At 33.8% G+C, this 22,717-nt stretch carries 23 protein-coding genes and 1 other RNA gene; 7 read left to right on the plus strand and 17 right to left on the minus strand.

Features of this window, described 5'->3' with window-relative positions; all coding sequences use genetic code 11:
• Positions 1-17: 17 nt before the first annotated feature.
• Both FNJ88_RS00465 and FNJ88_RS00470 read left to right on the plus strand, forming a co-directional pair.
• Positions 18-662 (plus strand): LolA family protein, encoded by a 645-nt coding sequence (locus FNJ88_RS00465; protein WP_143851207.1) that lies wholly within the window; start codon positions 18-20, stop codon positions 660-662.
• Between the two features lie 68 nt (positions 663-730).
• On the plus strand, positions 731-2,185 hold the full coding sequence (locus FNJ88_RS00470; protein WP_143851208.1) for an LptF/LptG family permease: 1,455 nt from the start codon (positions 731-733) through the stop codon (positions 2,183-2,185).
• 137 nt (positions 2,186-2,322) lie between these two features.
• Here the strand turns inward: FNJ88_RS00470 and FNJ88_RS00475 are convergent, their stop codons facing one another.
• The 11 genes from FNJ88_RS00475 to FNJ88_RS00525 all read right to left on the minus strand — a co-directional run bounded on the left by FNJ88_RS00475 (position 2,323) and on the right by FNJ88_RS00525 (position 12,046).
• Positions 2,323-2,898 carry a glutathione peroxidase gene (locus tag FNJ88_RS00475; protein WP_143851209.1) on the minus strand — a complete coding sequence of 192 codons (576 nt, stop codon included), beginning with the start codon at positions 2,896-2,898 and terminating at the stop codon, positions 2,323-2,325.
• 5 nt (positions 2,899-2,903) lie between these two features.
• Entirely contained in the window at positions 2,904-3,566 is a 663-nt protein-coding gene (locus FNJ88_RS00480; RefSeq protein ID WP_143851210.1) for a histidine kinase, read from the minus strand.
• Between the two features lie 177 nt (positions 3,567-3,743).
• Positions 3,744-4,421, minus strand: coding sequence for a 3-deoxy-manno-octulosonate cytidylyltransferase (gene kdsB, locus FNJ88_RS00485; protein ID WP_262711469.1), 678 nt, complete (start codon positions 4,419-4,421; stop codon positions 3,744-3,746).
• An 84-nt stretch (positions 4,422-4,505) separates the two neighbouring features.
• Positions 4,506-5,759, minus strand: coding sequence for a pyridoxal phosphate-dependent aminotransferase (locus FNJ88_RS00490; RefSeq protein WP_143851212.1), 1,254 nt, complete (start codon positions 5,757-5,759; stop codon positions 4,506-4,508).
• Positions 5,760-5,998: 239 nt separating this feature from the next.
• Positions 5,999-6,604: a CHAP domain-containing protein gene (locus FNJ88_RS00495; protein ID WP_143851213.1), complete on the minus strand. Its 606-nt coding sequence runs from the start codon at positions 6,602-6,604 to the stop codon at positions 5,999-6,001.
• Between the two features lie 27 nt (positions 6,605-6,631).
• Positions 6,632-7,132, minus strand: coding sequence for a hypothetical protein (locus tag FNJ88_RS00500; protein ID WP_143851214.1), 501 nt, complete (start codon positions 7,130-7,132; stop codon positions 6,632-6,634).
• 2 nt (positions 7,133-7,134) lie between these two features.
• Positions 7,135-7,707, minus strand: a complete 573-nt coding sequence (locus tag FNJ88_RS00505) for a hypothetical protein (protein ID WP_143851215.1) — start codon at positions 7,705-7,707, stop codon at positions 7,135-7,137.
• A 198-nt stretch (positions 7,708-7,905) separates the two neighbouring features.
• On the minus strand, positions 7,906-9,618 hold the full coding sequence (locus tag FNJ88_RS00510; RefSeq protein ID WP_143851216.1) for a phospho-sugar mutase: 1,713 nt from the start codon (positions 9,616-9,618) through the stop codon (positions 7,906-7,908).
• Between the two features lie 59 nt (positions 9,619-9,677).
• Complete coding sequence (locus FNJ88_RS00515; protein WP_143851217.1) at positions 9,678-10,382, minus strand: GIN domain-containing protein; 705 nt, start codon at positions 10,380-10,382, stop codon at positions 9,678-9,680.
• 61 nt (positions 10,383-10,443) lie between these two features.
• Positions 10,444-11,394, minus strand: coding sequence for a glycosyltransferase family 2 protein (locus FNJ88_RS00520; RefSeq protein WP_143851218.1), 951 nt, complete (start codon positions 11,392-11,394; stop codon positions 10,444-10,446).
• A 73-nt stretch (positions 11,395-11,467) separates the two neighbouring features.
• Entirely contained in the window at positions 11,468-12,046 is a 579-nt protein-coding gene (locus tag FNJ88_RS00525; RefSeq protein ID WP_143851219.1) for a DUF4199 family protein, read from the minus strand.
• A 72-nt stretch (positions 12,047-12,118) separates the two neighbouring features.
• Between FNJ88_RS00525 and ffs the strand changes: the two genes are divergently transcribed.
• Positions 12,119-12,216, plus strand: an RNA gene (gene ffs / locus FNJ88_RS00530) — signal recognition particle sRNA small type.
• A gap of 115 nt (positions 12,217-12,331) precedes the next feature.
• On the opposite strand, the gene FNJ88_RS00535 is transcribed toward ffs, so the two are convergent.
• The 5 genes from FNJ88_RS00535 to FNJ88_RS00555 all read right to left on the minus strand — a co-directional run bounded on the left by FNJ88_RS00535 (position 12,332) and on the right by FNJ88_RS00555 (position 17,176).
• On the minus strand, positions 12,332-13,012 hold the full coding sequence (locus FNJ88_RS00535) for a metal-dependent hydrolase (protein ID WP_143851220.1): 681 nt from the start codon (positions 13,010-13,012) through the stop codon (positions 12,332-12,334).
• A gap of 31 nt (positions 13,013-13,043) precedes the next feature.
• A complete protein-coding gene (menA, locus tag FNJ88_RS00540) occupies positions 13,044-13,973 on the minus strand; it encodes a 1,4-dihydroxy-2-naphthoate octaprenyltransferase (protein WP_143851221.1) in 930 nt (309 codons plus the stop codon).
• A gap of 86 nt (positions 13,974-14,059) precedes the next feature.
• Positions 14,060-14,896, minus strand: coding sequence for a 1,4-dihydroxy-2-naphthoyl-CoA synthase (locus FNJ88_RS00545; protein ID WP_143851222.1), 837 nt, complete (start codon positions 14,894-14,896; stop codon positions 14,060-14,062).
• Positions 14,897-15,278: 382 nt separating this feature from the next.
• Positions 15,279-15,530 carry a putative signal transducing protein gene (locus FNJ88_RS00550; RefSeq protein ID WP_143851223.1) on the minus strand — a complete coding sequence of 84 codons (252 nt, stop codon included), beginning with the start codon at positions 15,528-15,530 and terminating at the stop codon, positions 15,279-15,281.
• A 236-nt stretch (positions 15,531-15,766) separates the two neighbouring features.
• Positions 15,767-17,176, minus strand: a complete 1,410-nt coding sequence (locus FNJ88_RS00555; RefSeq protein WP_143851224.1) for an APC family permease — start codon at positions 17,174-17,176, stop codon at positions 15,767-15,769.
• A 226-nt stretch (positions 17,177-17,402) separates the two neighbouring features.
• Between FNJ88_RS00555 and FNJ88_RS00560 the strand changes: the two genes are divergently transcribed.
• The gene (locus FNJ88_RS00560; RefSeq protein WP_143851225.1) at positions 17,403-17,909 is read left to right on the plus strand and encodes a DUF4920 domain-containing protein; all 507 of its coding nucleotides are present in this window, start codon (positions 17,403-17,405) and stop codon (positions 17,907-17,909) included.
• Positions 17,910-18,036: 127 nt separating this feature from the next.
• Here FNJ88_RS00560 and FNJ88_RS00565 read toward each other — a convergent pair whose 3' ends face one another.
• Positions 18,037-19,143 (minus strand): M14 family zinc carboxypeptidase, encoded by a 1,107-nt coding sequence (locus tag FNJ88_RS00565; protein ID WP_143851226.1) that lies wholly within the window; start codon positions 19,141-19,143, stop codon positions 18,037-18,039.
• Between the two features lie 345 nt (positions 19,144-19,488).
• Between FNJ88_RS00565 and FNJ88_RS00570 the strand changes: the two genes are divergently transcribed.
• From FNJ88_RS00570 to FNJ88_RS00580, 3 genes are all read left to right on the plus strand, one after another.
• A complete protein-coding gene (locus tag FNJ88_RS00570; protein WP_143851227.1) occupies positions 19,489-20,580 on the plus strand; it encodes a TerC/Alx family metal homeostasis membrane protein in 1,092 nt (363 codons plus the stop codon).
• A 131-nt stretch (positions 20,581-20,711) separates the two neighbouring features.
• Positions 20,712-21,227 carry a helix-turn-helix domain-containing protein gene (locus tag FNJ88_RS00575; RefSeq protein ID WP_143851228.1) on the plus strand — a complete coding sequence of 172 codons (516 nt, stop codon included), beginning with the start codon at positions 20,712-20,714 and terminating at the stop codon, positions 21,225-21,227.
• An 85-nt stretch (positions 21,228-21,312) separates the two neighbouring features.
• Positions 21,313-22,656 carry an AAA family ATPase gene (locus FNJ88_RS00580; RefSeq protein ID WP_143851229.1) on the plus strand — a complete coding sequence of 448 codons (1,344 nt, stop codon included), beginning with the start codon at positions 21,313-21,315 and terminating at the stop codon, positions 22,654-22,656.
• The last annotated feature ends 61 nt before the right edge of the window (positions 22,657-22,717 follow it).

Genomic DNA, 22,717 nt, shown 5'->3' on the forward strand with positions numbered 1-22,717 from the left:
CAAAAAATAAAGAACAAATGAACTTATTAAAAAAAATATCCCTTGGACTTTTAGTTGTTGCAACAACTGCAAGTTTTTCTGCTCAGAAGATTGATGCAAAAGCAAAAACAATCTTAGATGCGGTGGCTTCCAACTATAAAAGTAAAAATAATGTCTATTTTAAATTTGTTTTCGGTACAGGCACGGGTAAAAAAGTAACGAAGACCGAACCTGGCATTTTCTACTCTGCTAAAGATAAGTACAAGTTAAAAATCATGGGTACTGAGCAAATTTTTGACGGGAACAAAATCTACAATATTTCTGAAGAAGATCAAGAAATTACAGTTGCGAAACCAACCGGAAGCGAGCAAATGTTCTCACCCTTAAATTATATTGAAGAGTATAAAAAAGGCTACAATGTTAAGTATGTTGGTAAGCTAAATGTAAATGGTGTAAACTCAGATTATATTAAGTTGACTCCTGTGAAAAAAAACGGGGTTAAGGAAGTTAACTTATTTGTGAATTCAGCTAATAAACAACTTGTAAAAGTTGAACAATTCAGTGATGATAATACGGTATCTGTAATTGCTATCAGTAATTATAAGGATAACCAAAAATTAAGTCCTACAATGTTTGCCTTCGATAAAGATAATTATAAAAATTATTTTGTTACCGAACTTTAGAAAGAATACAATCAGTTTAGAAAGTCGCAATGTGAAAACATTGTGACTTTTTTTGGTAAATTTGAACCATGATAAAAAAACTTGACGGTTACGTCATTAAAACTTTTTTCGGCCCTTTTCTTTTCATTTTCAGCGTGCTGTTTTTCATCTTTGTGGTGAATATCATCTGGATCCGGCTGGCTCAGTTTACGGGCAAAGGGTTAAGTTATTGGGAAATATTGAAATTGCTTTCCTATTTGTCGGCAATTGTCGTTCAGCTTGTTTTACCTTTAACTATTCTTCTATCCTCCATTATGACCTTCGGTGATTTTGGAGAACGGTACGAGCTTGCTGCGATGAAAGCTGCTGGAATCTCGTTAACTAGAGTTATGTTACCGTTGTTTATTACCACATTATTCTTTTCTATTCTTTTATTCTTCTTCTCTAATAATATTACACCCGATTTCCAGCGTAAAGCTAAGAATATGCTGTACAATATTGCAGCAACCAAACCCGCACTTAATTTTACACCTGGTCAGTTTATTCAACAGATTCCAGGGTATAGTGTGAAATTTGACAAAATTTCAGGGGAAAATGGAGAAGATCTTACTGGAGTTTTTATTAGAAAAATGGCTACTTCCTATGATGATCAACAGTCTATTATTGCGGAGAAAGGAAAATTTGTTCCTGCAACTAATCCAAACTATTTAAAATTAGTTTTGTTTAATGGCCATATTTATGAAGATCAACTTAACAGTACAGATTATAATCAAAGATTAAAGCAACCGGATCAGGCGGTAAAATTCGACACGCTGGTTTCCCATTTTAACATTTCAGAAATAATTGATAAGGCGCTAGAAGCTGAAAAAATAACAGATGACTACTCTTTTCAAAATGTAGTTCAACTTAATAAAACCATCGCAAACGCTAAAAAAAGTAATAAAGAAATATTAGATAATATTAATTATGAGCTGATAAGTCAGACTAATAATTATGTAAGTCACGTGGATAAAGTGCCTAATAAAAAATTAATTGCTGCTCCTCTAAAAATCGATACCATTAAGTTGTTAAAAAAGCAGGAAATGCTTCTTTCAGCATTTAATAAAATTGAAAATATAAAAGTTTCTACTACAGGAAAAGATCCACAAATAAAAGATATGCATGCCTATTTTTCGAGGGTTATTATGTATCAACAGCGTATTTTTGCCTACTCTGTTACCTGTATTATCTTTTTTCTAATTGGCGCCAGCTTAGGTTCTATTATTCGCAAAGGTGGTTTAGGTTTACCGGTTGTGATTGCAATCTTTATTTTTATACTATTTTATTTACTAAACTTAACGGCAGAAAACATTGCCTGGGCAGGAAATATGGATCCGTATCTGGCTGCTTGGCTACCAAACTTAGTTCTTTTCCCGTTCGGAATATGGCTTACTTATAAAGCGCTTACAGATTCTCAGCTATTCGACATTGAAAAGTATAAAAAACTACTGAAACCAGTTATCAATAAATTCACGAAGAATAAGGAACATGAGCGCTACCGATAAAAGGTATATAATAACTTATATCATTCGTGTTCCAACATTCTGAATTAACTGTAATGATCAAAAAAGGTTTATTGACTATTCAATAAACCTTTTTTTTAATTAATAAAGCAGGGATAAAATATCCTTACGTAAACTTTTTATTTTAAATATTTGGTAATAGATTCACTTGTTGGTTTTGTCGTACTAATGAAAGAATCAATTAAGTTTCCGTTTTCATCGATCAAAAACTTAGTGAAATTCCAAAGGATTGCAGTGTTCTTTACACCATTCAATTCTTTTTTAGTCAAAAATTTAAATATTGGTGCAGTATCATCTCCTTTTACAGAAACTTTAGCAGCCATTGGAAATGTTACTCCAAAATTCTTTTCACAGAAAGCACCGATTTCTTTATTTGTTCCTGGTTCCTGACCACCAAAATTATTTGCTGGAAAACCTACGATTACCAATTTTTCAGGATAATCTTTGGATAGTTTTTCCAGGTCTGCATATTGTGGAGTGAATCCGCATTCGGAAGCGGTATTTACAACTAAAATCTTTTTGCCTTTGAAATCAGCAAAATTAATCTCTCCTCCATCTAATCCTTCAACTTTATAGTCGTATATCGTTTTGTTCATATTCTCAGTAACTTTTGCCTGCGAATTTTCGCTTTTTTGGTTTTTACAACTTAGTAGGACTGCACCAGCTGTCAGTAAGAGTACTATAATTTTTTTCATTGCTTCTAAAATTTGAATATATTATTTGGCAATACCTTATTACTTTCTATTTTATTTAAAATCATCAAATAATCACTATCTTTTTTAGGAGATGAAGATTCAATTCTGAAAGGCATTATAAGACTACCTACTGCTTTATAATCTGAATAGTTTAAAGTCTCCTCTTTTTTAATCTCTTTCAAAACCATATACGTTTTTGCATCAAAGAAATAAATGGTCTTATTAACATTTTTGGTTAACTCTACCTTATGGCAGTAAATATCCCCTACCTTTTCTTTACCCAAATATTTTGCGTCAAACCCTTTGCTGTCCCAATCGATAAAATCATTATCAAAACTTTCCGCATTATAATCTGGATATTCCTGAAGTTTATTTGTTGCGTAGTTCATGGCATATCCCTTCTTACCATCATAACCTTCTACAGCCATTTCTTTTTTCCCAATTGTAATTACGGTTTTGGTAAGGTTAGGTCTTTGCTGATATATTTTGATTGGATAAACATCATTGATACCAAGGGTAACTTTACCTTGCAAGACAACTGAATTTAAGAGTTTCCAATTGGTTAACCCTCCTGATAATTCTATGTTTTTGTCAATAATCTCCTTAGCTGTTTGGGCTGAAAGGAAAAAACTCAACCCTAAGGCAAATACTAAAAATAACTTTTTCATATACTTACATTGCGCACTACAGACGCTCTTTCTTACATTAATTTTTTATTTAATAGTGCTCTAAACGAACAATACTCAAATATATACCTTTTGAAATGAAATGTTGCTGACTTTAGTTATGCTAATCACTATATTCTATCAGACTACTAATTGACCGACGGTGAAAAAATTATTCAATCAAATTTCAGTATCCTTCAAAAGCATTCTTGCCTTCTCCAGATCTTCAGGAACATCAATCCCTACCCCGACAAAATCCGTTTCTATCATTTTGATTTTCATGCCATATTCCAAATACCTTATGCATTCAATCTTTTCGGCTATTTCTAACGGTTTCATTTGCAATCTCGCGAAATTAAGCAACGCCTTTCTCCTAAAAGCATAAACGCCAATATGCTTAAAATATTTCGTTTCTATTTTGGTCTCCCTCGAAAATGGAATTGTTGAACGGCTGAAATAGAGTGCAAAACCTTGGTTATCCGTAATAACTTTAACATTATTGGGATTATCTATCTCTTTGATATCCTTTAAATTTATTTTTAACGAAGCTAAGGAAATCTGCTCATCATCATCATGATTAAAAACAGAAATAAGCTCCTTTAAAGGTTCGGTTTTGAGAAAAGGTTCGTCACCCTGAACATTTACGACGATATCACAATCAATATTTTCGACTGCTTCTGCAATTCGGTCACTTCCTGTTTCATGCTCACCAGTCATCACTACACTTCCCCCAATACTCTTAATTTCATTAAAAATAATCTCAGAATCTGTAGCTACGAGAACTTCGCTAAAAAGTTTTGTTTCTACTACATTTTGATATGTTGTTGCAATAACTGTTTTCTCACCTAAAATCTCCATTAATTTACCAGGAAATCGGCTAGCCTGATAGCGGGCAGGAATAACTGCGATTATTTTTAATTTTTTCAATCTGGTAAAAACGGTTTATGATAATTTTTTCAAGGCTTGGCCTAATCGAGGCAGCACATTTTTTATTTCATCTAAAGAAACTCCCCCAACTGAAGCACGGAACCAAGGCATTTCCCGCGAATTACCAAAAGCAGAGAAGGGAACTAAGGCAATACCAGCTTCTTCAATAAAATAAAAAACAACATCAGAAGAATCTTTTAACAACTTACCATCAGGGGTAGTTTTGCCGATATAATCCATCTTAATGGTTAAATATAATGCACCCATTGGCTGGATACTTTCAACAGCAAAACCTTGATTTTTAAGATTTTGAATTCCTTCGTGTAGAACCGTAAGACTGTTAGCAATTTCCCCTTTAAATTTATTTACAAAAGCATCAACCTCTTTGGGGTGGTTAAGCAAGACCGCTACGGCTTCCTGTTCAGGTTTTGGCGCCCAAGCTCCAACATGTCCAAGCAAAGCTTTCATTTTGTCAATAATTAACGATGGACCAAAACTCCACCCTACACGAACTCCGGTTGCTGCGAAACATTTAGAAGCGCCATCAATATAAATGGTATACTCTTTCAATTCCGGAAATAAAGAAACCGGATCAAAGTGATCACCACCAAAAGTAAGCATCGCATAAATCTGATCATACATCAGATACAAAGGTTTTTCGTCTTCACCTCTACTTTTATTTTCTTCGATAATAAGTTTACAGATCTCTGATAACTGCTCCTTGGTGAACATGGTTCCTGTTGGATTTAAAGGAGAGCAAAGCGCGATCAATACAGCACCTTTCAAATGTGGTCGTAGTTCTTCTGCAGTTGGTAAAAAGTTATTGGATTGTGACGTTTCAATCTCTACTTTTTGAGCTTCAGTCAAATAGGCATAATGATTATTATTCCATGAAGGTACTGGATAAATTACTTTCTCATCAGCATCCACTATTGTTTTAAATACCGCATAAATCAATGGTCGGGAACCACCAGCTACTAATACTTCATTTTCTGAATAATCCAGATTCCATCTGTTTTTAATATCACTGGAAATTGCCTGTCTTAAAGATAAAAGGCCATTTGCCGGCGGATAATTTGTTAAGTTATTCTTATACGCTTTGGTGATTTCTTCTTTTAAAAGATCAGGAATAGGATAAATGTTGGAGTTAAGATCTCCAATAGTTAAATTGGCAATTTCTGCTCCCTTTGACTTAAGGTCATTTACATGATTTCCAATTTTGATAATTTCGGAACCTACCAGATTCGCGGCTAGTTTAGATACTTTCATAGATATGTTTTATTAATGCTGATAAGGCGAATTAATGAGCACCTTAATCGGTATCAAATGTACAAATTTTTGGTAAATTTTGGTATTCGTCATTGAAAAATTATCGTATTACTCCTTAATCCGCGGTTGATATAACCAAGGCTAAAATACTTTTGCTAAATATAGAATCTGGAATAATATTTTACTTTTTTACCCCTGGGTTGTCGTTGTAAAGAGACATTGTCAAATTTATTTTAATTTTAAGCCTCACTAAGATCTTTTCTTAGCCAACCTACAATTCTACTATTATTAATCTTCCATTTGTTATTACTACGAATAAGAATAAAATGTTCACGACTTGAAGAAAAAGGACCGGGATTTTGCTGAATAATTTCGATTTGATCATCAGTTACCTTTGAAATAATAGAAACATGTCCAAATTTATTTAAAATTGTGGGTGAATAAATAAGTAAATCCCCCACCTGAGGTTTTGAAGAACTTGCGTTGGTAAACTGTAATAAACCTCTTGTATTATTGAATTCACCATCCATTAATTTGGGATCAAAAAAATCTTTCGCATTGCCAAAAGCGTCTGGCATTTTATGTTTGTAAGTTTCATAGTAATACCGCTTAACAAATTCTACACATTGGTATTTCATTCCCAGGTTATACCCATCTTTAGTTCTATTTCTTTCCAAAATATGACTCACACCACCATTATGGTGGACGTAAACTCCATTTAGACTATCAATTTTTTCACCAACTTCTAAATTAGAATTGAAATTAAAACGTTTAAATACGTAACTAAGTAGCACCATAAAAAGGGCTAAAAAAATTAGAAACGTAAAGTATTTCTTAATTTTCATTGATTAAATTGAATATGAATTTAATTACTAAAAGTCAAAACCTGCTTGCTCATCAAATTTCAAGGGAGTTTCTGAGTCTAAAAAGAATAAGCTTTCTTTCCTATTTTTTCTAATGCCCTTTATTCTTGTGGTCTTATTGTTTTGAAGATTGGTGACTAAAATACCGGTAGCCAATTTTTCACTTTCCGCGAAGTACGTATCGTAAATTAAATACTTATAACCTTTGTTTGTAAAACAAAGATTAGCAATCTCTTGTCCTGAATTTGCTTTCCCACCACCTCGAACGTAAAAAATATATTGAAATAACGCCCAGCTTTCTTTATTACGCTCCGCGGGAAATTCCATTTCAATCCTATCCGGTGTTCCAAACCGATACTGGATGTACTCATTATTCTTCTCTTTTATTACAACAACTCTCTTGTTGTTCGTCGTTTTGAAAGAGTAAAGAACTTCTTCATTTTCGAATAAGTATTGTGAAAATAAATTAAGAGGAATTAACAGGATTACAAGGAAAAATGAATATTTCAAAATTATATTTTATTTAAACCATCCCAAAATTTTAGAAAATGCTCTTTAATAGAGTTTGGTAATTGCGAAAAATTCTCACTGTAATGATTTTTAGAAAATTCATCTTCTTTTGAAATCCAAACTTCGTAAGCCGTATTGTTATACATAATCATACCGACCACTCTAATTACTTCACTTTCCGGTCCGTTTTTATGCTCATCAATAATCGAAATACTTTCATAATTTCCATCTTTATCAATATCTGAGTAACTGGCTCGATTATCGACGAAAGCTAACGATTTATTAATCGGATGAGTCAATTTATATTGAAATGACTTCGTGAAGACATTATCATTCCTGGTGAATTTTTCTAAGTATAATTCGTCATTGTCTGCACCACCACGATTCTTAGAAACCACAAAGTAATTCTCGGTATTTTTGTCGTTGATACCGACAGCATAAAGTTTTCGGTCACCTGAAAAATTTAATTCATTTTTTGTCAGGTTTTGCGTAAACTTGGAGGTAATCATACCCACTTGAGCATTTGCAAAAATGCTGGCCGTAGATAGAATTAGAAATAATAGATTTTTTTTCATTTGTACTTGTTAATTTTAATATTTGGTAAAGAATATATAATGATAATTCTATTTTAACATAAGACAAATTCCGTTTTTTTTAAAAAATAAAAATTTTTAATCAAAATGAATGATTTACATTTAATATCGTTTTCCGTACCAAATAAAAGACAGAAATAAAAATATCTCTGCCTTAAAGTTATCAAAATTGTTGGAACTTTATAGTTTTAAATCATCTTTTACCTGATTAATCTTCTGATTTAAAATAGTCAGTTTTTCTTTAAACTCCTCTTTATTATCAATTTGATCTTTTACAGAAACGTAAAATTTAATTTTAGGTTCTGTTCCAGAAGGGCGAACGCATACTTTGGTTCCGTCTTCTGTATAGTAAATTAAAACGTTCGATTTAGGAATTTCATCCATTATCGCTTTTTTATGATCTATCAAATTTAAAGAAGTTTGTTCTTGAAAATCTTTTACAACCGCAACTTTTGAACCTGCGATTTCTTTAGGTGGATTCTCCCGGAAATCTTTCATCATCTGAATAATCTCTTCGGCACCTGTTCTACCCTTTCTTACTACATTTACTAATCCTTCATAATACAAACCGAGATCTTTATAAATCTCAATCATGTACTGGAATATGGAACTATCGTTTGCTTTACACCACGCTGCAATCTCGCAAGCTAGTAAGATGGAACCACAAGAATCTTTATCGCGAACGAAATCTCCAGTCATAAAACCAAAACTTTCTTCACCTCCGCAAATAAACTTCTCTTCGCCTTCAAAATCGCGAATCATTTTCCCAATCCATTTAAATCCGGTTAATCCGACTTTACATTCGACACCGAATTTTTTAGCTATATCATAGAAAATATCAGAAGTCACAATAGTTGACCCAATGAATTCTTTTCCGGTGATTTTCCCTGCTTTTTTCCATTGGTCTAAAATGTAATAAGTTAAAATCGTATTGGTTTGGTTACCGTTCAGTAATTGCATTTCTCCGTCTAAGTTTCGAACGGCGATTCCCAACCTATCACCATCAGGATCTGTCCCAAGAACAATATCTCCATTGGTAATTCTGGCTAAATCCATCGCCATTTCCAGTGCCGCAGGTTCTTCGGGGTTTGGTGAGTCCACTGTCGGGAAGTTACCACTTGGGATCATTTGCTCTCGCACCAAATCTACCTTCTTGAATCCAGCTTTTGCTAAAGCTTTTGGAATAATAGGGTAAGTTGTTCCGTGAATCGACGTAAAGACGATATTCAGATTATCTCTGCCTACATTTTGATAAAGTGAGTTTTGCATACAAGCATCGATGTATACATCATCCTGTTCCTCGCCAATCCACTCGATTAAGTCGTCATTTCCTTCAAATTTAATCTTATCAAATTTCACTGAGTACACTTCCTTGATAATCGCTTCGTCATCTGGTGGCACAATCTGCGCTCCATCATCCCAATATACCTTGTATCCATTATACTCAGGCGGATTATGAGATGCAGTTAATACAATTCCAGCTTTACATTTTTTATCTCTAACGGTAAATGATAATTCAGGAGTTGGGCGATGTTCTTTAAATAATAAAACTTTGATACCGTTTGCGGTCAAAACATCTGCGCACATTTTACCAAATTCTTTTGAGTTATGGCGCACGTCGTAAGCAATTGCAACTTTAATATCCTGATTCGGAAACTGCTGGTGAAGATAATTTGCTAAACCTTGCGTTGCTTGACCAAGGGTATACTTGTTCAAACGATTTGTTCCCACCCCCATGATTCCACGCATTCCACCTGTTCCAAACTCCAATTCTTTGTAAAAGGAGTCTTCTAATTCGCTTGAATTGGTATCAATCCAATTTTGAATTGTTTTTTTGGTCTCTTGATCAAAAGTATCTGTTAGCCACAATTGGGCTTTTTCTATAGTGGTCATATTATTTATTTTTAGTGATCTAGTTCAAGAATCTTCATCCGAGTCTTGTATTTTTCTAATCAGTTAATAAGTTCTTTATGCTGCACAGTTGCAGTTTTATCGATTTTTAGAGCACTTATTGGGTCATTGTAATAGGTAAGTTTTGCCGTGTTTCTAACAGTTCCTTTTAAAGAATCTTTTACATTAAGTTCTGCATAATTTCCATTTTGGGAATCAATTTTTAAATGATCAATCATCCAGTACGGTGAGATTATACTTGCGGTATCAGAAATTTTCAAAACTGCGTCTTTGGTTTTTCCTAAAAAGTTTGCTCTACTCTTCTGCGTCATTTCAATTTCTGCCCTTCTGGAATTAACCGAACCAATAAATTTAGCACTATTTTTTAAATTAAGTTTAAAATTATCGGTCTTAATTTCGCTGGAAATATTTAATTCCACAGATTCTGATATTGCGATTTTTTCCAAATTATTTTTAGAATAAATGGTAATATTATAGAAATCAACTCCTTCTGTTTCACGGCCTTCACTGATATTCAGCGTTTTATCTTTTACCTTTATTTTTAGATTATCACCTACATTTTTATAAGTTTCTACATTAACAAAACTGCTGTCACTTCTAACATAAAAAGCTCGAAATTTTCCACTCAAATTAAGGTTGACAAAGTCTTCCACTTTCAAATCTTTGCTTACAATGTCACCTTTTGGACTCATCTTTCCGCAAGAAAACAAAAAGAAGACAAGAACGATATAAATTAGATTTTTCATTATTACAATTTAATTAATCATTATTATTCCCGGTAAAAAATTTTGTTAAAAATTACTTGCACTAAATTACCTCTTCAATATGGTAATTTTCATGCTGTCTGTTAGTTCTTATAATCATTTCTCCTAAAAATCCAGCAATAAATAATAGACTTCCCATAATCATCATTGTTAAAGAGATAAAAAACCATGCATTATTAGTTAACAGATGACCATAAATTCCTTGTGAAACATCAATTAATTTAGAAATCCCTAACCAGAGCGCTGATAAAAATCCGACGATAAACATAACAGTTCCGACAGCTCCAAAGAAATGCATTGGCCGCCCACCAAAACGGCTTACAAACCAAAGAGTAATTAAATCCAAAAAACCACGTACAAACCGCTCTGTTCCAAATTTAGAAGTTCCGTAAGGTCTAGCCTGATGCTGAACCGGCTTTTCAGTAATCTTCCTGAAACCTGCATTAGCAGCTAAAACAGGAATATACCGGTGCATATCTCCGTAGACATCAATTGATTTCACAACCTGCTTTTTGTAGGCTTTTAAACCACAATTGAAATCATGTAATTCAACACCTGAAACTTTTCTGGCAGCAGCATTAAAAAGTTTCGACGGAACGTTTTTAGTCATTACATTATCATATCGCTTCTTTTTCCAACCTGACACAATATCATAACCTTCTGTTTTGATCATGGTATATAACTCAGGAATTTCCTCAGGAAAATCTTGTAGATCAGCATCCATGGTAATAACCACATCGCCATTAGCTCTTTCAAAAGCAGCGTGTAATGCTTGTGATTTTCCGTAATTTCGAGAAAACTTGATCCCGTGAATTTGAGGATGTTGAATTTTTAAATTTTCGATAATACTCCATGAAAGATCAGTGCTTCCATCATCTACAAACCATATTTCATACGAAAGGCTGTGAGAATTGCAAACTTTATCGATTCTTAAAAAAAGTTCTTCGAGGGATTCTTCTTCGTTCAGGAGAGGAATTATAATGGATAAATTCATTTATTATAGGAGGTTATTAAGACAAAATTAGCAGTTTATTCTTGGAAACTGATTTTTGATTGAATTATTAAAATTAAATTTCTAATCTACTTCTAAAGAAACTTGCGAAAAAGGTTGATAAAATTACATAAAAAACAAGAACGGCCGCAAAGTAATAGGTGAATTGACGGAAGCTGAACATATCTTTATCTTTTATCATTTCCGGAGAAAAGCTCTGTTTTCTCTGCTGGTAATTGGTTTCTAACTCTGCGATTTCTTCTGGATTTTTTAACACTTCCTTTGCTTTGTTATACTCTGCATCCAATTCCGATTTCTGTCTTTCAAGGTATTGGAAATTAAGCAGATCTTTTGCTCCAGGATCTGCAAAGTTCAGAAATAAGAACATCGTTATCATTGAAAGAAATCCTCCAACAAACATTGGTTTAAAAGCTCGCCCAAAAACATCACGAAATCCCATTCTCGCCCCTGTCTTTTTTACTGAATTTATAGAGATGTATGCGCCCGCTACATAAATGATAGGCATTAAAAAAGCGTTCAAAAGCAATGAATTGTTAAAATAATCGGTATTCATCCCGAAAAAATACATTCCGAAGAACACCATCATTGTTGCTATAAACAACCAGAAACCAATGGTATAGACATTTTTTATCATATTGAAAGTAATAATTTTTATTTTTTTAAAGTTTAGAATTTTGAAATTTAAATTAAAGGCGTATCTTTGCAACGGCAAGTCCTAAACAACCAGCTCCTGAGACTCCTCCAGGGTGGGAACGCAGCAAAGGTAATCGGTTGTAGCGGTGTGATTTAGGTAGCTTGCCATTTTTTGTGCCTTGTAGTCTCGTATTTTCATATCATTTAAATATTTAAAGGCGATTCGATTTACCTCCCACAATTCCATCTTTCTATTTTTTAGTTCGTTCTTAAAGTGTTTTCCAGTCTAAAATTCGAATTTCTCCCCTAACGTCGGTAGAGTGAATTCAATATTTCTTTCTGAAAACAGTTGATGTGCTTCATCGTGATTAATAGTAATCGGTGGAAAAGTATCAAAGTGGCATCCGATTACTTTCTTCGTTTTCAATAATTCTGCAGCAGCGAAACTTGCCTTACGGGCGCACATCGTATAATGTGAACCCACTGGAAGTATTGCTAAATCAATGTTTCCAAATAGTTTTGGGAACATTTCCATATCTGCCATTACACCGGTATCGCCTGCCATATAAATGTTTTTACCAGAAAATCTGAAGATATATCCCGCAGGTTCGCCACCATACGTTCCATCTGGGAAAGAACTTGTATGACTTGCCGGAACCATTGAGATTTTCAAATCATCAATTTTCGCCGAACCACCGAAATTAATATCAATAGAATTGGAATGTCCAAAATAGGCACAAATCTCTGGTTGTCCAATCACAATTACGTCTGGATGATGTTCGAAAACTTCTTTCACATCAGCAATATGATCGCCGTGCGCATGGGTTATCAACACATAATCGATTTTTTGTGCAGTGATATCAAACCCAGATTTATCTTTCTGATAATTATAAAAAGGATCAGATAATATAGTTTTTCCTTTGTAGGTGAACAAAAAACAATTTTGTCCGAGAAATTGTATTTTCATTTTCAAATCTTTTAGATTCATAAAAATTGTATTAAAAATAATTCAGTCCTGCCGCGACTAAAACAGCCATGGTCAAAGTCATTATTCCAACCTGTTTTAAGAAGGGATCCAATTCTCGCGGTTCTTTGACCTGCATAATTTTTCGGCGTAAACCTGTCATCGGAAGCATTAGAATGAAAAAGATAAAGGCGTAATATTTTCCTTGTGTATGCAAACCGTTCATCATCATAAATACCAACATTAAAATTAAAGGTAATTGCAACAAAATAATTTCGTAAACCATTGCTTTTTTAAAACCTAAACGCAAGGCTAATGTTTTCTTGCCACTCGCTGCATCGCTTTCTATATCTCGCATATTATTCAAGTTAAGAACTGCTGCACTTAGTAAACCAACTGCTGTTGCGGGAACGAGCATATCCCAGTCGAAATGTTTGGTAAACAGAAAATAACTTCCACAAACCGAAACCAATCCGAAAAAGATAAAAACCATAATATCACCCAGACCTAAATAGCCATAAGGTTTTTTACCAATCGTATAGCCAATCGCTGCCAAAATACAGGCAACCCCTAATCCAACAAATGTATAAAATTCGTTCATCAAGTTTTCTCTAAAAAAAGCCAAATAAAGAAGTGCAATCGTCGCTATTAATGATAAAATAGAAAATAGAATTACGGCATTTCGCATTTGAGTTGCGGTAATTTTTCCTGAAGCCACGGCTCTTTGTTCTGCTTCTGAAACTCGAAGATGATCTGTTCCTCTGATTCCGTCTCCATAATCGTTAGCGAAATTCGACAGAATTTGATATAGTAATGTAACGACCAAAGCCATCGCAAAAATCTTCCAATCCCAAGTTCCGTTGTTTTCAATAATTCTCCATCGTGCGATAAAAGAACCTAAAATTATTCCACTCATCGAAAGTGGTAATGTCCGCAGTCGCGCTGCTTTTATCCAATCTGTCATTTTTTTTTTAGATGTTAGATACTAGATATTAGACATTAGATTAAATAAAAATTCTAAAATCTAATTTCTGACCTCTAATTTCTCATTTAAGAAATCCAATTATTATCGCCGAAGTCTGGTTTTCTTTTTTCGAGGAAAGCATTTCTACCTTCTTTTGCTTCTTCAGTCATATAAGCCAAACGAGTTGCTTCTCCCGCAAAAACTTGCTGACCAACCATCCCATCGTCGGTTAAATTCATTGCAAATTTCAGCATTCTAATCGACATTGGCGATTTTCCTAAAATCTCTTCAGCCCACTCATAAGCAGTATTTTCCAGTTCAGCATGAGGAATTACGGCATTCACCATTCCCATATCTGCAGCTTCTTGCGCAGAATAATTACGTCCTAAAAAGAAAATTTCTCTCGCTTTCTTTTGACCAACCATTTTTGCTAAATAAGCCGAACCGTAGCCACCATCGAAACTGGTAACGTCAGCATCTGTTTGTTTAAAAATTGCGTGCTCTTTACTTGCTAAAGTCAAATCACAAACCACATGCAAAGAATGTCCACCACCAACAGCCCAGCCGTTAACAACTGCAATTACCACTTTAGGCATGAAGCGAATTAATCTTTGAACTTCTAAAATATTTAATCGATGTCTGCCGTCTTCTCCTACATAACCTTGCTCGCCACGTGCTTTCTGATCCCCACCACTGCAAAAAGCGTGACCGCCATCTTTCGGGCTCGGACCTTCGCCAGTCAACAAAACTACGCCAACCGACGAATCTTCAGAAACGTGGTAAAATGCATCATATAATTCTGAGGTTGTTTTCGGACGAAAGGCATTACGCACTTCCGGCCTGTTAAAAGCAATTCTTGCGACGCCACCCTTTTTCTGGTACGTAATATCTTCGTATTCTTTGACGGTTTTCCAGTCTGTCATCTTCTGTAAAATTTTGCGTAAAGATAGGTAATTTTAGGAGGCTGTTCCAAATGAAAAAGAGTCTAAATTAGCTAAAATTAGACGGTTTGTTAGATCGTGAAGAGTTGATAATTTATAGACAGTACCGCGCTTTCTCTTACAGTTTTTGTAATTCTGCCGACTAAACCAATGGTACATCAGTAAAGATTTCACTGCAAAAAAGGAATGTATTTCCAGATTGCAAATGAATACCATAAAAACATTGATTCAATGGAGGGTAAAAGATAAAATCGTTTTATATTTCAACAACTTTCAAAAGAAAATGATTTAATTAGGGCAAATATTTTCCTACAATGTCTCGCTGATTTACTTCAAAAAATAACTTCGCTTAATAGAAACTTAATCAAGACTCATTACCATCAGATAAAAATTCATCTTCAGAAATATCATCGTTCTCTTGAAGTATTTTCTCCGCAGCGTCGAAATCTCGCTCGCTTACCAATAAATAATAGTTTTGTGACATAGGAAATACCGCAATATTGTTTACATATTCATTTTTTACGTAGCTGGGGATTTCGCGAGAAGCGAGTTTCGTTTTGGCTACCTCGATTTCATATAAGTAAGAAGATTGGAAAATAGCAACTAGTTCTGACATGTTTTCTTTTTGTGAAGTTACTTATTTTTTGTCAAAATTATAGAGAAAATATAAAGCTTTTATAAGAAAGACCTAAGAACTTCCAGCCCCGGTTGAAGCAATTGTTTGAGCTCTTTTTTCTTTTCCAAGGGTTATTTCGGAAGGCGAAGAAAAAAAGCGAGTGCGGAAAACGGGTACATCCTCGAATTTCCACACTCACTTGTAGCTTCTAAAAAGAATTATTTTTTAAATTTTTCTCAGCTCATTTTCTTTCTGTTAATAAACCAATAAACGGGTACTCCAAGTAGAATCAGGATAAAACCAGGCCAAGTATATTGAGGTTTAAAGATGATTAAGAGCACACAGAATGCGGTGCCGATTAATAAATAAATGATGGGTGTAATTGGATACAACCAGGTTTTGTAAGGTCGTTCTAACGCAGGCTTTTTGATTCTCATATAGATCACTCCAAAGACGGTTACCATGTAGAATAGAACAATAATGAATGAAATCATATCCAGTAAATCTCCATACTGACCTGACAAAGCAAGTATGCAAGCCCAACCTCCTTGCATCCAAAGCGATTTTCCGGGGACATTATTAACGTTATTTTCAGCGGCCGATTTAAAAAAGAGTCCGTCTTTTGCCATCGTTTGAAAAACTCTGGCCCCAGCTAACACTAATCCATTAATACATCCAAAAGTGGAAATCATTACTAAGATTGCCATGATGATGGTTCCTGTACTTCCGAAAATAACCTCCGAAGCAGCGACCGCTGGACGATTATTATCTGCAAAAGCAATTCCGTTACGATCCAAAGCATGTAGATAAACGAAGTTCACCAAGAGATATAAAGTCATCACTACGATGGTTCCCAGAACCATCGCTTTTACCACATTCTTCTTAGGATTTTCGATTTCACCTGACATAAATGTTACGTTCTCCCAAGCAACCGAACTAAATACAGAGCCAACCATAGCAGCAGCAATACCTCCTAAAAGCGTAATACTTCCGATGGATTTCCAGCCCGTTGGTTCCAAAGTATTGCCAACATCATTCCCAAAATCTTGATAAGCATTCCAACCAAAACTCATATTTTCTGCCCAATTTGAATTTTTAACGATAATAACTCCAAACACAATTATTGCCAATAAAGCGATAACTTTAGATGAAGTGAAAACATCCTGTAGAATTTTTCCATTCTTTAATCCGCGCGAGTTGATATAAGTAAGTAATAATATAATACCAATCGCTAAAATCTGAATCCAGGTAATTTTAAATCCTCCGTTCTGAAAAATGGGCGCCGAATCGTTTAAAGCGGGAACTAAATAGGCGGTAAACTTTCCAAAAGCCATTGCCACCGCGGCGATTGTCCCCGTTTGAATTACAGTAAATAAACCCCAACCATAAAGAAACCCGGACATTTTTCCGAATATTTCTGTAATATAAGTGTACTGACCACCAGCTTTCGGAAACATAGAGGAGAGTTCCCCATATGATATAGCTGCTGCGATCGTCATGATGGCAGTAATCACCCATACTGCAATAAGCCAGTAGCCAGAACCTAAGTTCCGCATCATATCGGAACTCACTATAAAAATTCCGCTACCAATCATAGAGCCCATAACAAGCATGGTTGCATCCCAAAGTTTGAGTTTTTTATTCATAAGAAATCTAATAAGTATTATTCTATATTTTATCTTTTCTAAAATTATAATTTGAACTAAGAGATTTACGAATAAATTTCTATTCAATTTTGAAAGAGGTAAATATATAAATTTTCTTCAATGAATTTTCAAAATTATTCTTAACAAAACAGCATAGTTTCTGTTTCACTGAGAGTAAAGTAATCAGAGAATCAAATAATTTTATATTTTTGTAAAAATTTACGCAATGAAAAAATTAGCAATTTTAATAACCATTATACTTTCGACAGTGATCTTCGCGCAAGCCACAGAATCGAAGAAAGTGGGCCCACCAGCCGGAAATGCCTTAGTTGGGGATTTTTATGGTTCACCTATCTCGTCTAAAGTCGAAAAAAGTGCAATTTCAACTAAAAAACTGGATCAAAAATTAAAGAAATCCGGAAAGGCAGAAAATGTAGTTGTGAAAGGAAAAGTAACTGAAGTATGTGAAAAGAAAGGTTGTTGGATGACCCTGGAAACAGATAATAATGAAAAGTTTTTTGTGAAAATGAAAGATTATGCATTTTTCGTTCCTACAGCGCTGGTAGGAAAAACAGTTATTCTTGAAGGAAATGCAGAAACTAAAACGATTTCGGTGGACGAACAGAAACATTATGCTGAAGACGCAAAAAAGTCACAAGCAGAAATAGATGCGATCAACAAGACTCAAGATGAAACAAGATTTATCGCCAACGGAATAAAAGTGGTCAATTAAAAGATTCAATCAAATACATAAAGCCGTCACAATCGTAATTGGAACGGCTTTTTTTAGGTCTTAACGTCGGGCTCCTTCAAGAATATCGAATACGCAGAGAGTTATTTAAAACGTTGAAACAATTTTTTTATTCTATCATAAAATCAACTTCAGCGTCTAATTTGGGAAATTTTCTATTGCAAAAGAATTTTTTTCCTGTACAGTCTATTTCTTTCCAACCTTTCTTATTGCCCACATCACCAACTTCTACAATAATTGGGGTGAATGTAATGTCTTCGTCACCAGGTTTTAACTCTTCCCTGTATTGAACTGCAATATCCAAAATACACTCAAAATCAGTGTTCAATTTTATATTTCTATAAATAAGATCGAAGTGTGTTTCTTTATTTTCCGGTATTTCAGCATACAGTTCCCAACCATTTGTTGATCCTGCCAATTCACTCATTATTTTCAATGACTCATACAGAGCCAAGGTGTAATATTTACGAGTTTCCTTTCTCTTATAATCATTTGGGAAATGGCCTCCTTCAAATAAAATCGTAGGAAGTCCCGCTATCGTTAAGTTATCACCTACTGAATTCGGATAAAATTCATCGGAATATCGTCCAATCTGGTTCGGCAAAACCCTACTTAATTTACGGTAAATACCGGCAATTACTGCTTTGGTTTTCTTTCTCGTTTCGGTAATACTTCGCTCCATATTTTCCGCTGGTGCAAGAAATGATAATGTAGCAGGATGAACTCCGTCCGTCGTAAAAATGGTCCTTTGTTCATGAAGATTTAATGCATAATCATAAGAAGCTCCCTTTAATACGTTTTTAAAGATTGCCAACTCTTTACTGGAATTTTTAATAAAATCTCGATTAAGATCAATATCGATCGCATTTCTCCGGGTCCATTTCTCAGCCCCATCAGGATTAAGCATAAATATAAAATCCATACTAATTTTTGAAAAAAGCACTTGTTCTAAATGTGGCTGATTTTTAAAGATAGCCAGTAAATCAAGCATCGCGTGGGTGGAATTTGATTCGTTACCATGCATTTGTGACCAGGCTAGAATTTTAATCTTCCCATTTCCTAAGGTCATTTTATAAATTGGTTTTCCCAGATAAGAAGTTCCAACTTTCATTACAGAATCCGCATAATTCGTCTGTAGGTATTTAAATAATTTTTCTGGGGAAATATAGCGATTAGAGAAATCAGGATTTCTGATATAATTTACTTCTTCACTCATCTAACAATAGTTTACATTATTCAAATTTATAATTTTCTTTTTTAAAAAAGTGATTAACATTTGTAAATCTATTAAACAACTCACAATGTCACTTTGTCTGTTGATTAAAATGTGGATTACATTATTTTCAAAAATAAAAATAATATACCTAATAACCAATATGTTATATTATTTACTTAAAGTTTATTTTTACTTATGATTTAAGTACATAAACTTGTTTAAAACCTTATTTGATGGTAACTTTGGTAAACACGAATGAATTAGTAAATTGCTTATAATTAGTAATTTTACATTTGTAAAATAAAAGATTATATTTAATCATTATATTTGCACTTTACAGATTATATGACAAACGAAAGCATCTTTTTACTTGGCTTCACCGCTTTTATCCTTATTTTACTCTTAATAGATCTGGGCTTACTCAATAAGAAATCGGATACGGTTTCCATGAAACAAGCTGGATTAATGAGCTTTTTTGTGGTAATACTGTCGATGTGTTTTTACTTTGTACTCACAATGTATGGTCACCTACTCCATGGGATCGACAGCATCGAAAAATTGCAGGAAGTCATTTTACGACATCACCATCCTGTAAAGATTATCCCCAATGATTTAGCGAGTAGTATTCATCTGTATAATCAAAATTTAGGGTTAGAATATTTAACAGGTTACGTAGTAGAATATGCTCTTTCAGTAGATAATATCTTTGTCATGGTGCTCATTTTTACTGCTTTTGGAGTTGCACCCCGTAATTATCACCGTGTATTATTCTGGGGAATTTTGGGAGCTATTGTAATGCGTTTCATCTTTATATTCGTAGGAGCGGCACTTATTCAGAAATTTGAATGGATAATGTATGTATTTGGTGCATTCCTGGTATTTACTGGAGTCAAGATGTTTTTTGAAAAGGATCACGATGATAAGATCGATACCCAAAATCATCCCGTCGTTAAATTTGCTAACAAGTACTTTAAGGTTCATAATCATTTTGTGGGAAGTAAATTCTTTGTGACCATCAATGGTATTAAGAAAATGACTCCTCTATTTCTGGTTCTAATAATCATCGAACTTACTGATTTGATATTTGCGGTTGATAGTATTCCTGCTATTTTCTCAGTAACTAAAGATCCATACGTTGTGTTTTTCTCTAATATTTTCGCCATTATAGGACTTCGTTCCATGTTCTTCTTATTGGCAGGGATCATTGATAAGTTCAGGTTCTTAAAAGTAGGTCTAGCAATCCTATTAACTTTTATCGGTTTGAAAATGTTATTTCATGAATACTTAGATGATCTTGGCTTTTCAACAACAGATTCATTATTTGTTATTGTGGGAATATTAGGTGGTAGTATCTTCCTTTCCCTTATTCTGCCAGAACGTAAAAAGGAGCGTACTTTGAAATATGATGATAAAAATAATGATCACTTTCGAAAATAGTTACAATTGTAAAAAAGTAACTGCTTGTATAACAAAACGATATAGTCTATATTTACTTTTGTAACATCTCTACAGTTTAGTTGATTGACAAATGTAATTTATATTTGTAAAATATTATTTACATTTGTAATATGGATTTAAATGAAAGAATATCTAAAGTGATCTCCTATTCTGAACTATCGCTGTCAGAATTCGCAGATGAAATTGAAGTGCAACGTTCGAGCATATCCCATATTACTTCTGGGCGAAATAAACCTTCGCTGGATTTTCTCATAAAAATTAAAAATCGATTTCCAGAGTTACAATGGGAATGGCTAATTCAAGGTGATGGTGAAATGCTAAAACCAGCCGACCCAGAACCTGAAATGCTTGAAAAGCCAAAGCCTACTTCTTTGCCTGATTTGTTCTCTTTAATTAACGATGAGAACTTTGGAATTACTGAATCAGAAGATACGATCATTTCACAACCTACCGGAGAATCGAAAATTTCCGCCCCAACACCAACCGAAAATAAAATAACTCATTCTCAGCGATTAGAATCAAATGATTCTAACCATGTTACAGAATCAACTGATAAAGAAGAAGTTAAGGTTAAAAGAATTGTATTGTTTTATGATAATGGTAAATTCGAGACTTTTGAACCTTAAATAAGGTCTATAAAATATATAATGTTTTAATTCTGTAAAAAATTAATTTGTACATTTGATTTTACACATAAAAAGAAGGTATAATATGAAATTGGCTGACCTCGCAAAAGAACTACAAATTTCCACAGAGAGTTTTATCAAATTTATTCAGGATTTCGATTTGGAACTTTCAGAATGTATCACTACCAATTTTGAAGTTAAAGATGATTTTGTAAAATTTGCCAGAGAGAATATCATCTTCCTTCGAAAATATGCACTCGATTTAAATCAGAATAAAACGATAGAGGATATTGCCGAAAGTATCGATCAGCCAACCGATAAAATTGCAGAAATTATAAAAAAGGAAAAACCAAAATTATTTGATAACGGGAAATATAAATCCTCCGTCTCAAGTTTTGGGATTGATAATCAATTAGGAGGAAATTATCAATTTATATATAACTATTTCGGTAAAAGTACTCCTCTACAAGACCGAGATTTTATCGGATATCGAGATTTATTTTTCTTCATTTCAAATGCGCTGGAGCCATTTCTAAATCATGTATCTGTAAAAGATTGGGGAATTCATAGGCCATCTGGAATTATTCTCTATGGTCCGCCAGGAAGTGGGAAGATTTTTTGGGCAAATAAAATTGCTGAAATTATCAATTATGATTTTAAGGAAATTAAGCGGCATTTTCTAGGAACTACTTTTATCAATAATGAAAAAACAACCTTCAATGATTATCTCATAAAATTGATGAAGGATGAAAAAGTTCTTTTATTTTTGGAAGATTTTGAAGAACTGATGGGCACAAATTCGGATGACCATTCTTTTAATGGCTGTGATGAAGAAACAAAAGAAATAATTCTGCACAATATAAGTCATTTTGAAGAGGATAAAATTCTAATGGTAGGTTCTGCTAATTCAGTACAGCCAATTGATAAAGAAATACTTGCGCCTGGACGATTTGATGTTTTAATTCCAGTATTTCCACCTAATTTAAAAGAACGATCCGAAATGCTACTCTATCATATGAAAGATAATCTTTCAGAAGATGCACTTCTTCTAAGAATATTGGAGGAAAATGAAGCCCATCAGATTCCCTTCTGGAATGCTATATCAAAGAAAATGCAGGTTTTTTCTAATACCATGCTAATTGATTTTACACAAAGCTTGAAAAAGAGGATCAGAAATATCTACTTGCAAAATCATTCTTCTGATATTAAAATCACTCAAAAGATGTTAGATGGCGCTTTAAAGGACGCTTCCTCAAAACTGACAGACAATTATCTTAATCAAATTCAGGATTTTATATTTGATGTCTCCGTGAATAATTACGATGATTTCCCACAAAGAATAGAAGCACTTAAAAAGGAATTGCTGCATTATAAAGTTGTTGACTTACCAAATAATCCGATCGGCTTTAGTCACAATGAAGACATTTAACCAATAAAAATAACCCATGTAAACAGTGGGTTATTTTTATTTTTACGGATCTCCGACTAGC

This window comes from Chryseobacterium sp. SNU WT5 (assembly GCF_007362475.1).
In the GTDB taxonomy this organism is placed as follows: Bacteria; Bacteroidota; Bacteroidia; order Flavobacteriales; family Weeksellaceae; genus Kaistella.

Bases quoted from the DNA above. Each gene is read 5' to 3' on its own strand.
- FNJ88_RS00465 (WP_143851207.1), top strand. From the start codon at position 18: ATGAACTTATTAAAAAAAATATCCCTTGGACTTTTAGTTGTTGCAACA.
- FNJ88_RS00470 (WP_143851208.1), top strand. From the start codon at position 731: ATGATAAAAAAACTTGACGGTTACGTCATTAAAACTTTTTTCGGCCCT.
- FNJ88_RS00475 (WP_143851209.1), bottom strand. From the start codon at position 2,898: ATGAAAAAAATTATAGTACTCTTACTGACAGCTGGTGCAGTCCTACTA.
- FNJ88_RS00480 (WP_143851210.1), bottom strand. From the start codon at position 3,566: ATGAAAAAGTTATTTTTAGTATTTGCCTTAGGGTTGAGTTTTTTCCTT.
- kdsB (WP_262711469.1), bottom strand. From the start codon at position 4,421: ATGGAGATTTTAGGTGAGAAAACAGTTATTGCAACAACATATCAAAAT.
- FNJ88_RS00490 (WP_143851212.1), bottom strand. From the start codon at position 5,759: ATGAAAGTATCTAAACTAGCCGCGAATCTGGTAGGTTCCGAAATTATC.
- FNJ88_RS00495 (WP_143851213.1), bottom strand. From the start codon at position 6,604: ATGAAAATTAAGAAATACTTTACGTTTCTAATTTTTTTAGCCCTTTTT.
- FNJ88_RS00505 (WP_143851215.1), bottom strand. From the start codon at position 7,707: ATGAAAAAAAATCTATTATTTCTAATTCTATCTACGGCCAGCATTTTT.
- FNJ88_RS00510 (WP_143851216.1), bottom strand. From the start codon at position 9,618: ATGACCACTATAGAAAAAGCCCAATTGTGGCTAACAGATACTTTTGAT.
- FNJ88_RS00515 (WP_143851217.1), bottom strand. From the start codon at position 10,382: ATGAAAAATCTAATTTATATCGTTCTTGTCTTCTTTTTGTTTTCTTGC.
- FNJ88_RS00520 (WP_143851218.1), bottom strand. From the start codon at position 11,394: ATGAATTTATCCATTATAATTCCTCTCCTGAACGAAGAAGAATCCCTC.
- FNJ88_RS00525 (WP_143851219.1), bottom strand. From the start codon at position 12,046: ATGATAAAAAATGTCTATACCATTGGTTTCTGGTTGTTTATAGCAACA.
- FNJ88_RS00535 (WP_143851220.1), bottom strand. From the start codon at position 13,012: ATGAAAATACAATTTCTCGGACAAAATTGTTTTTTGTTCACCTACAAA.
- menA (WP_143851221.1), bottom strand. From the start codon at position 13,973: ATGACAGATTGGATAAAAGCAGCGCGACTGCGGACATTACCACTTTCG.
- FNJ88_RS00545 (WP_143851222.1), bottom strand. From the start codon at position 14,896: ATGACAGACTGGAAAACCGTCAAAGAATACGAAGATATTACGTACCAG.
- FNJ88_RS00550 (WP_143851223.1), bottom strand. From the start codon at position 15,530: ATGTCAGAACTAGTTGCTATTTTCCAATCTTCTTACTTATATGAAATC.
- FNJ88_RS00555 (WP_143851224.1), bottom strand. From the start codon at position 17,176: ATGAATAAAAAACTCAAACTTTGGGATGCAACCATGCTTGTTATGGGC.
- FNJ88_RS00560 (WP_143851225.1), top strand. From the start codon at position 17,403: ATGAAAAAATTAGCAATTTTAATAACCATTATACTTTCGACAGTGATC.
- FNJ88_RS00565 (WP_143851226.1), bottom strand. From the start codon at position 19,143: ATGAGTGAAGAAGTAAATTATATCAGAAATCCTGATTTCTCTAATCGC.
- FNJ88_RS00570 (WP_143851227.1), top strand. From the start codon at position 19,489: ATGACAAACGAAAGCATCTTTTTACTTGGCTTCACCGCTTTTATCCTT.
- FNJ88_RS00575 (WP_143851228.1), top strand. From the start codon at position 20,712: ATGGATTTAAATGAAAGAATATCTAAAGTGATCTCCTATTCTGAACTA.
- FNJ88_RS00580 (WP_143851229.1), top strand. From the start codon at position 21,313: ATGAAATTGGCTGACCTCGCAAAAGAACTACAAATTTCCACAGAGAGT.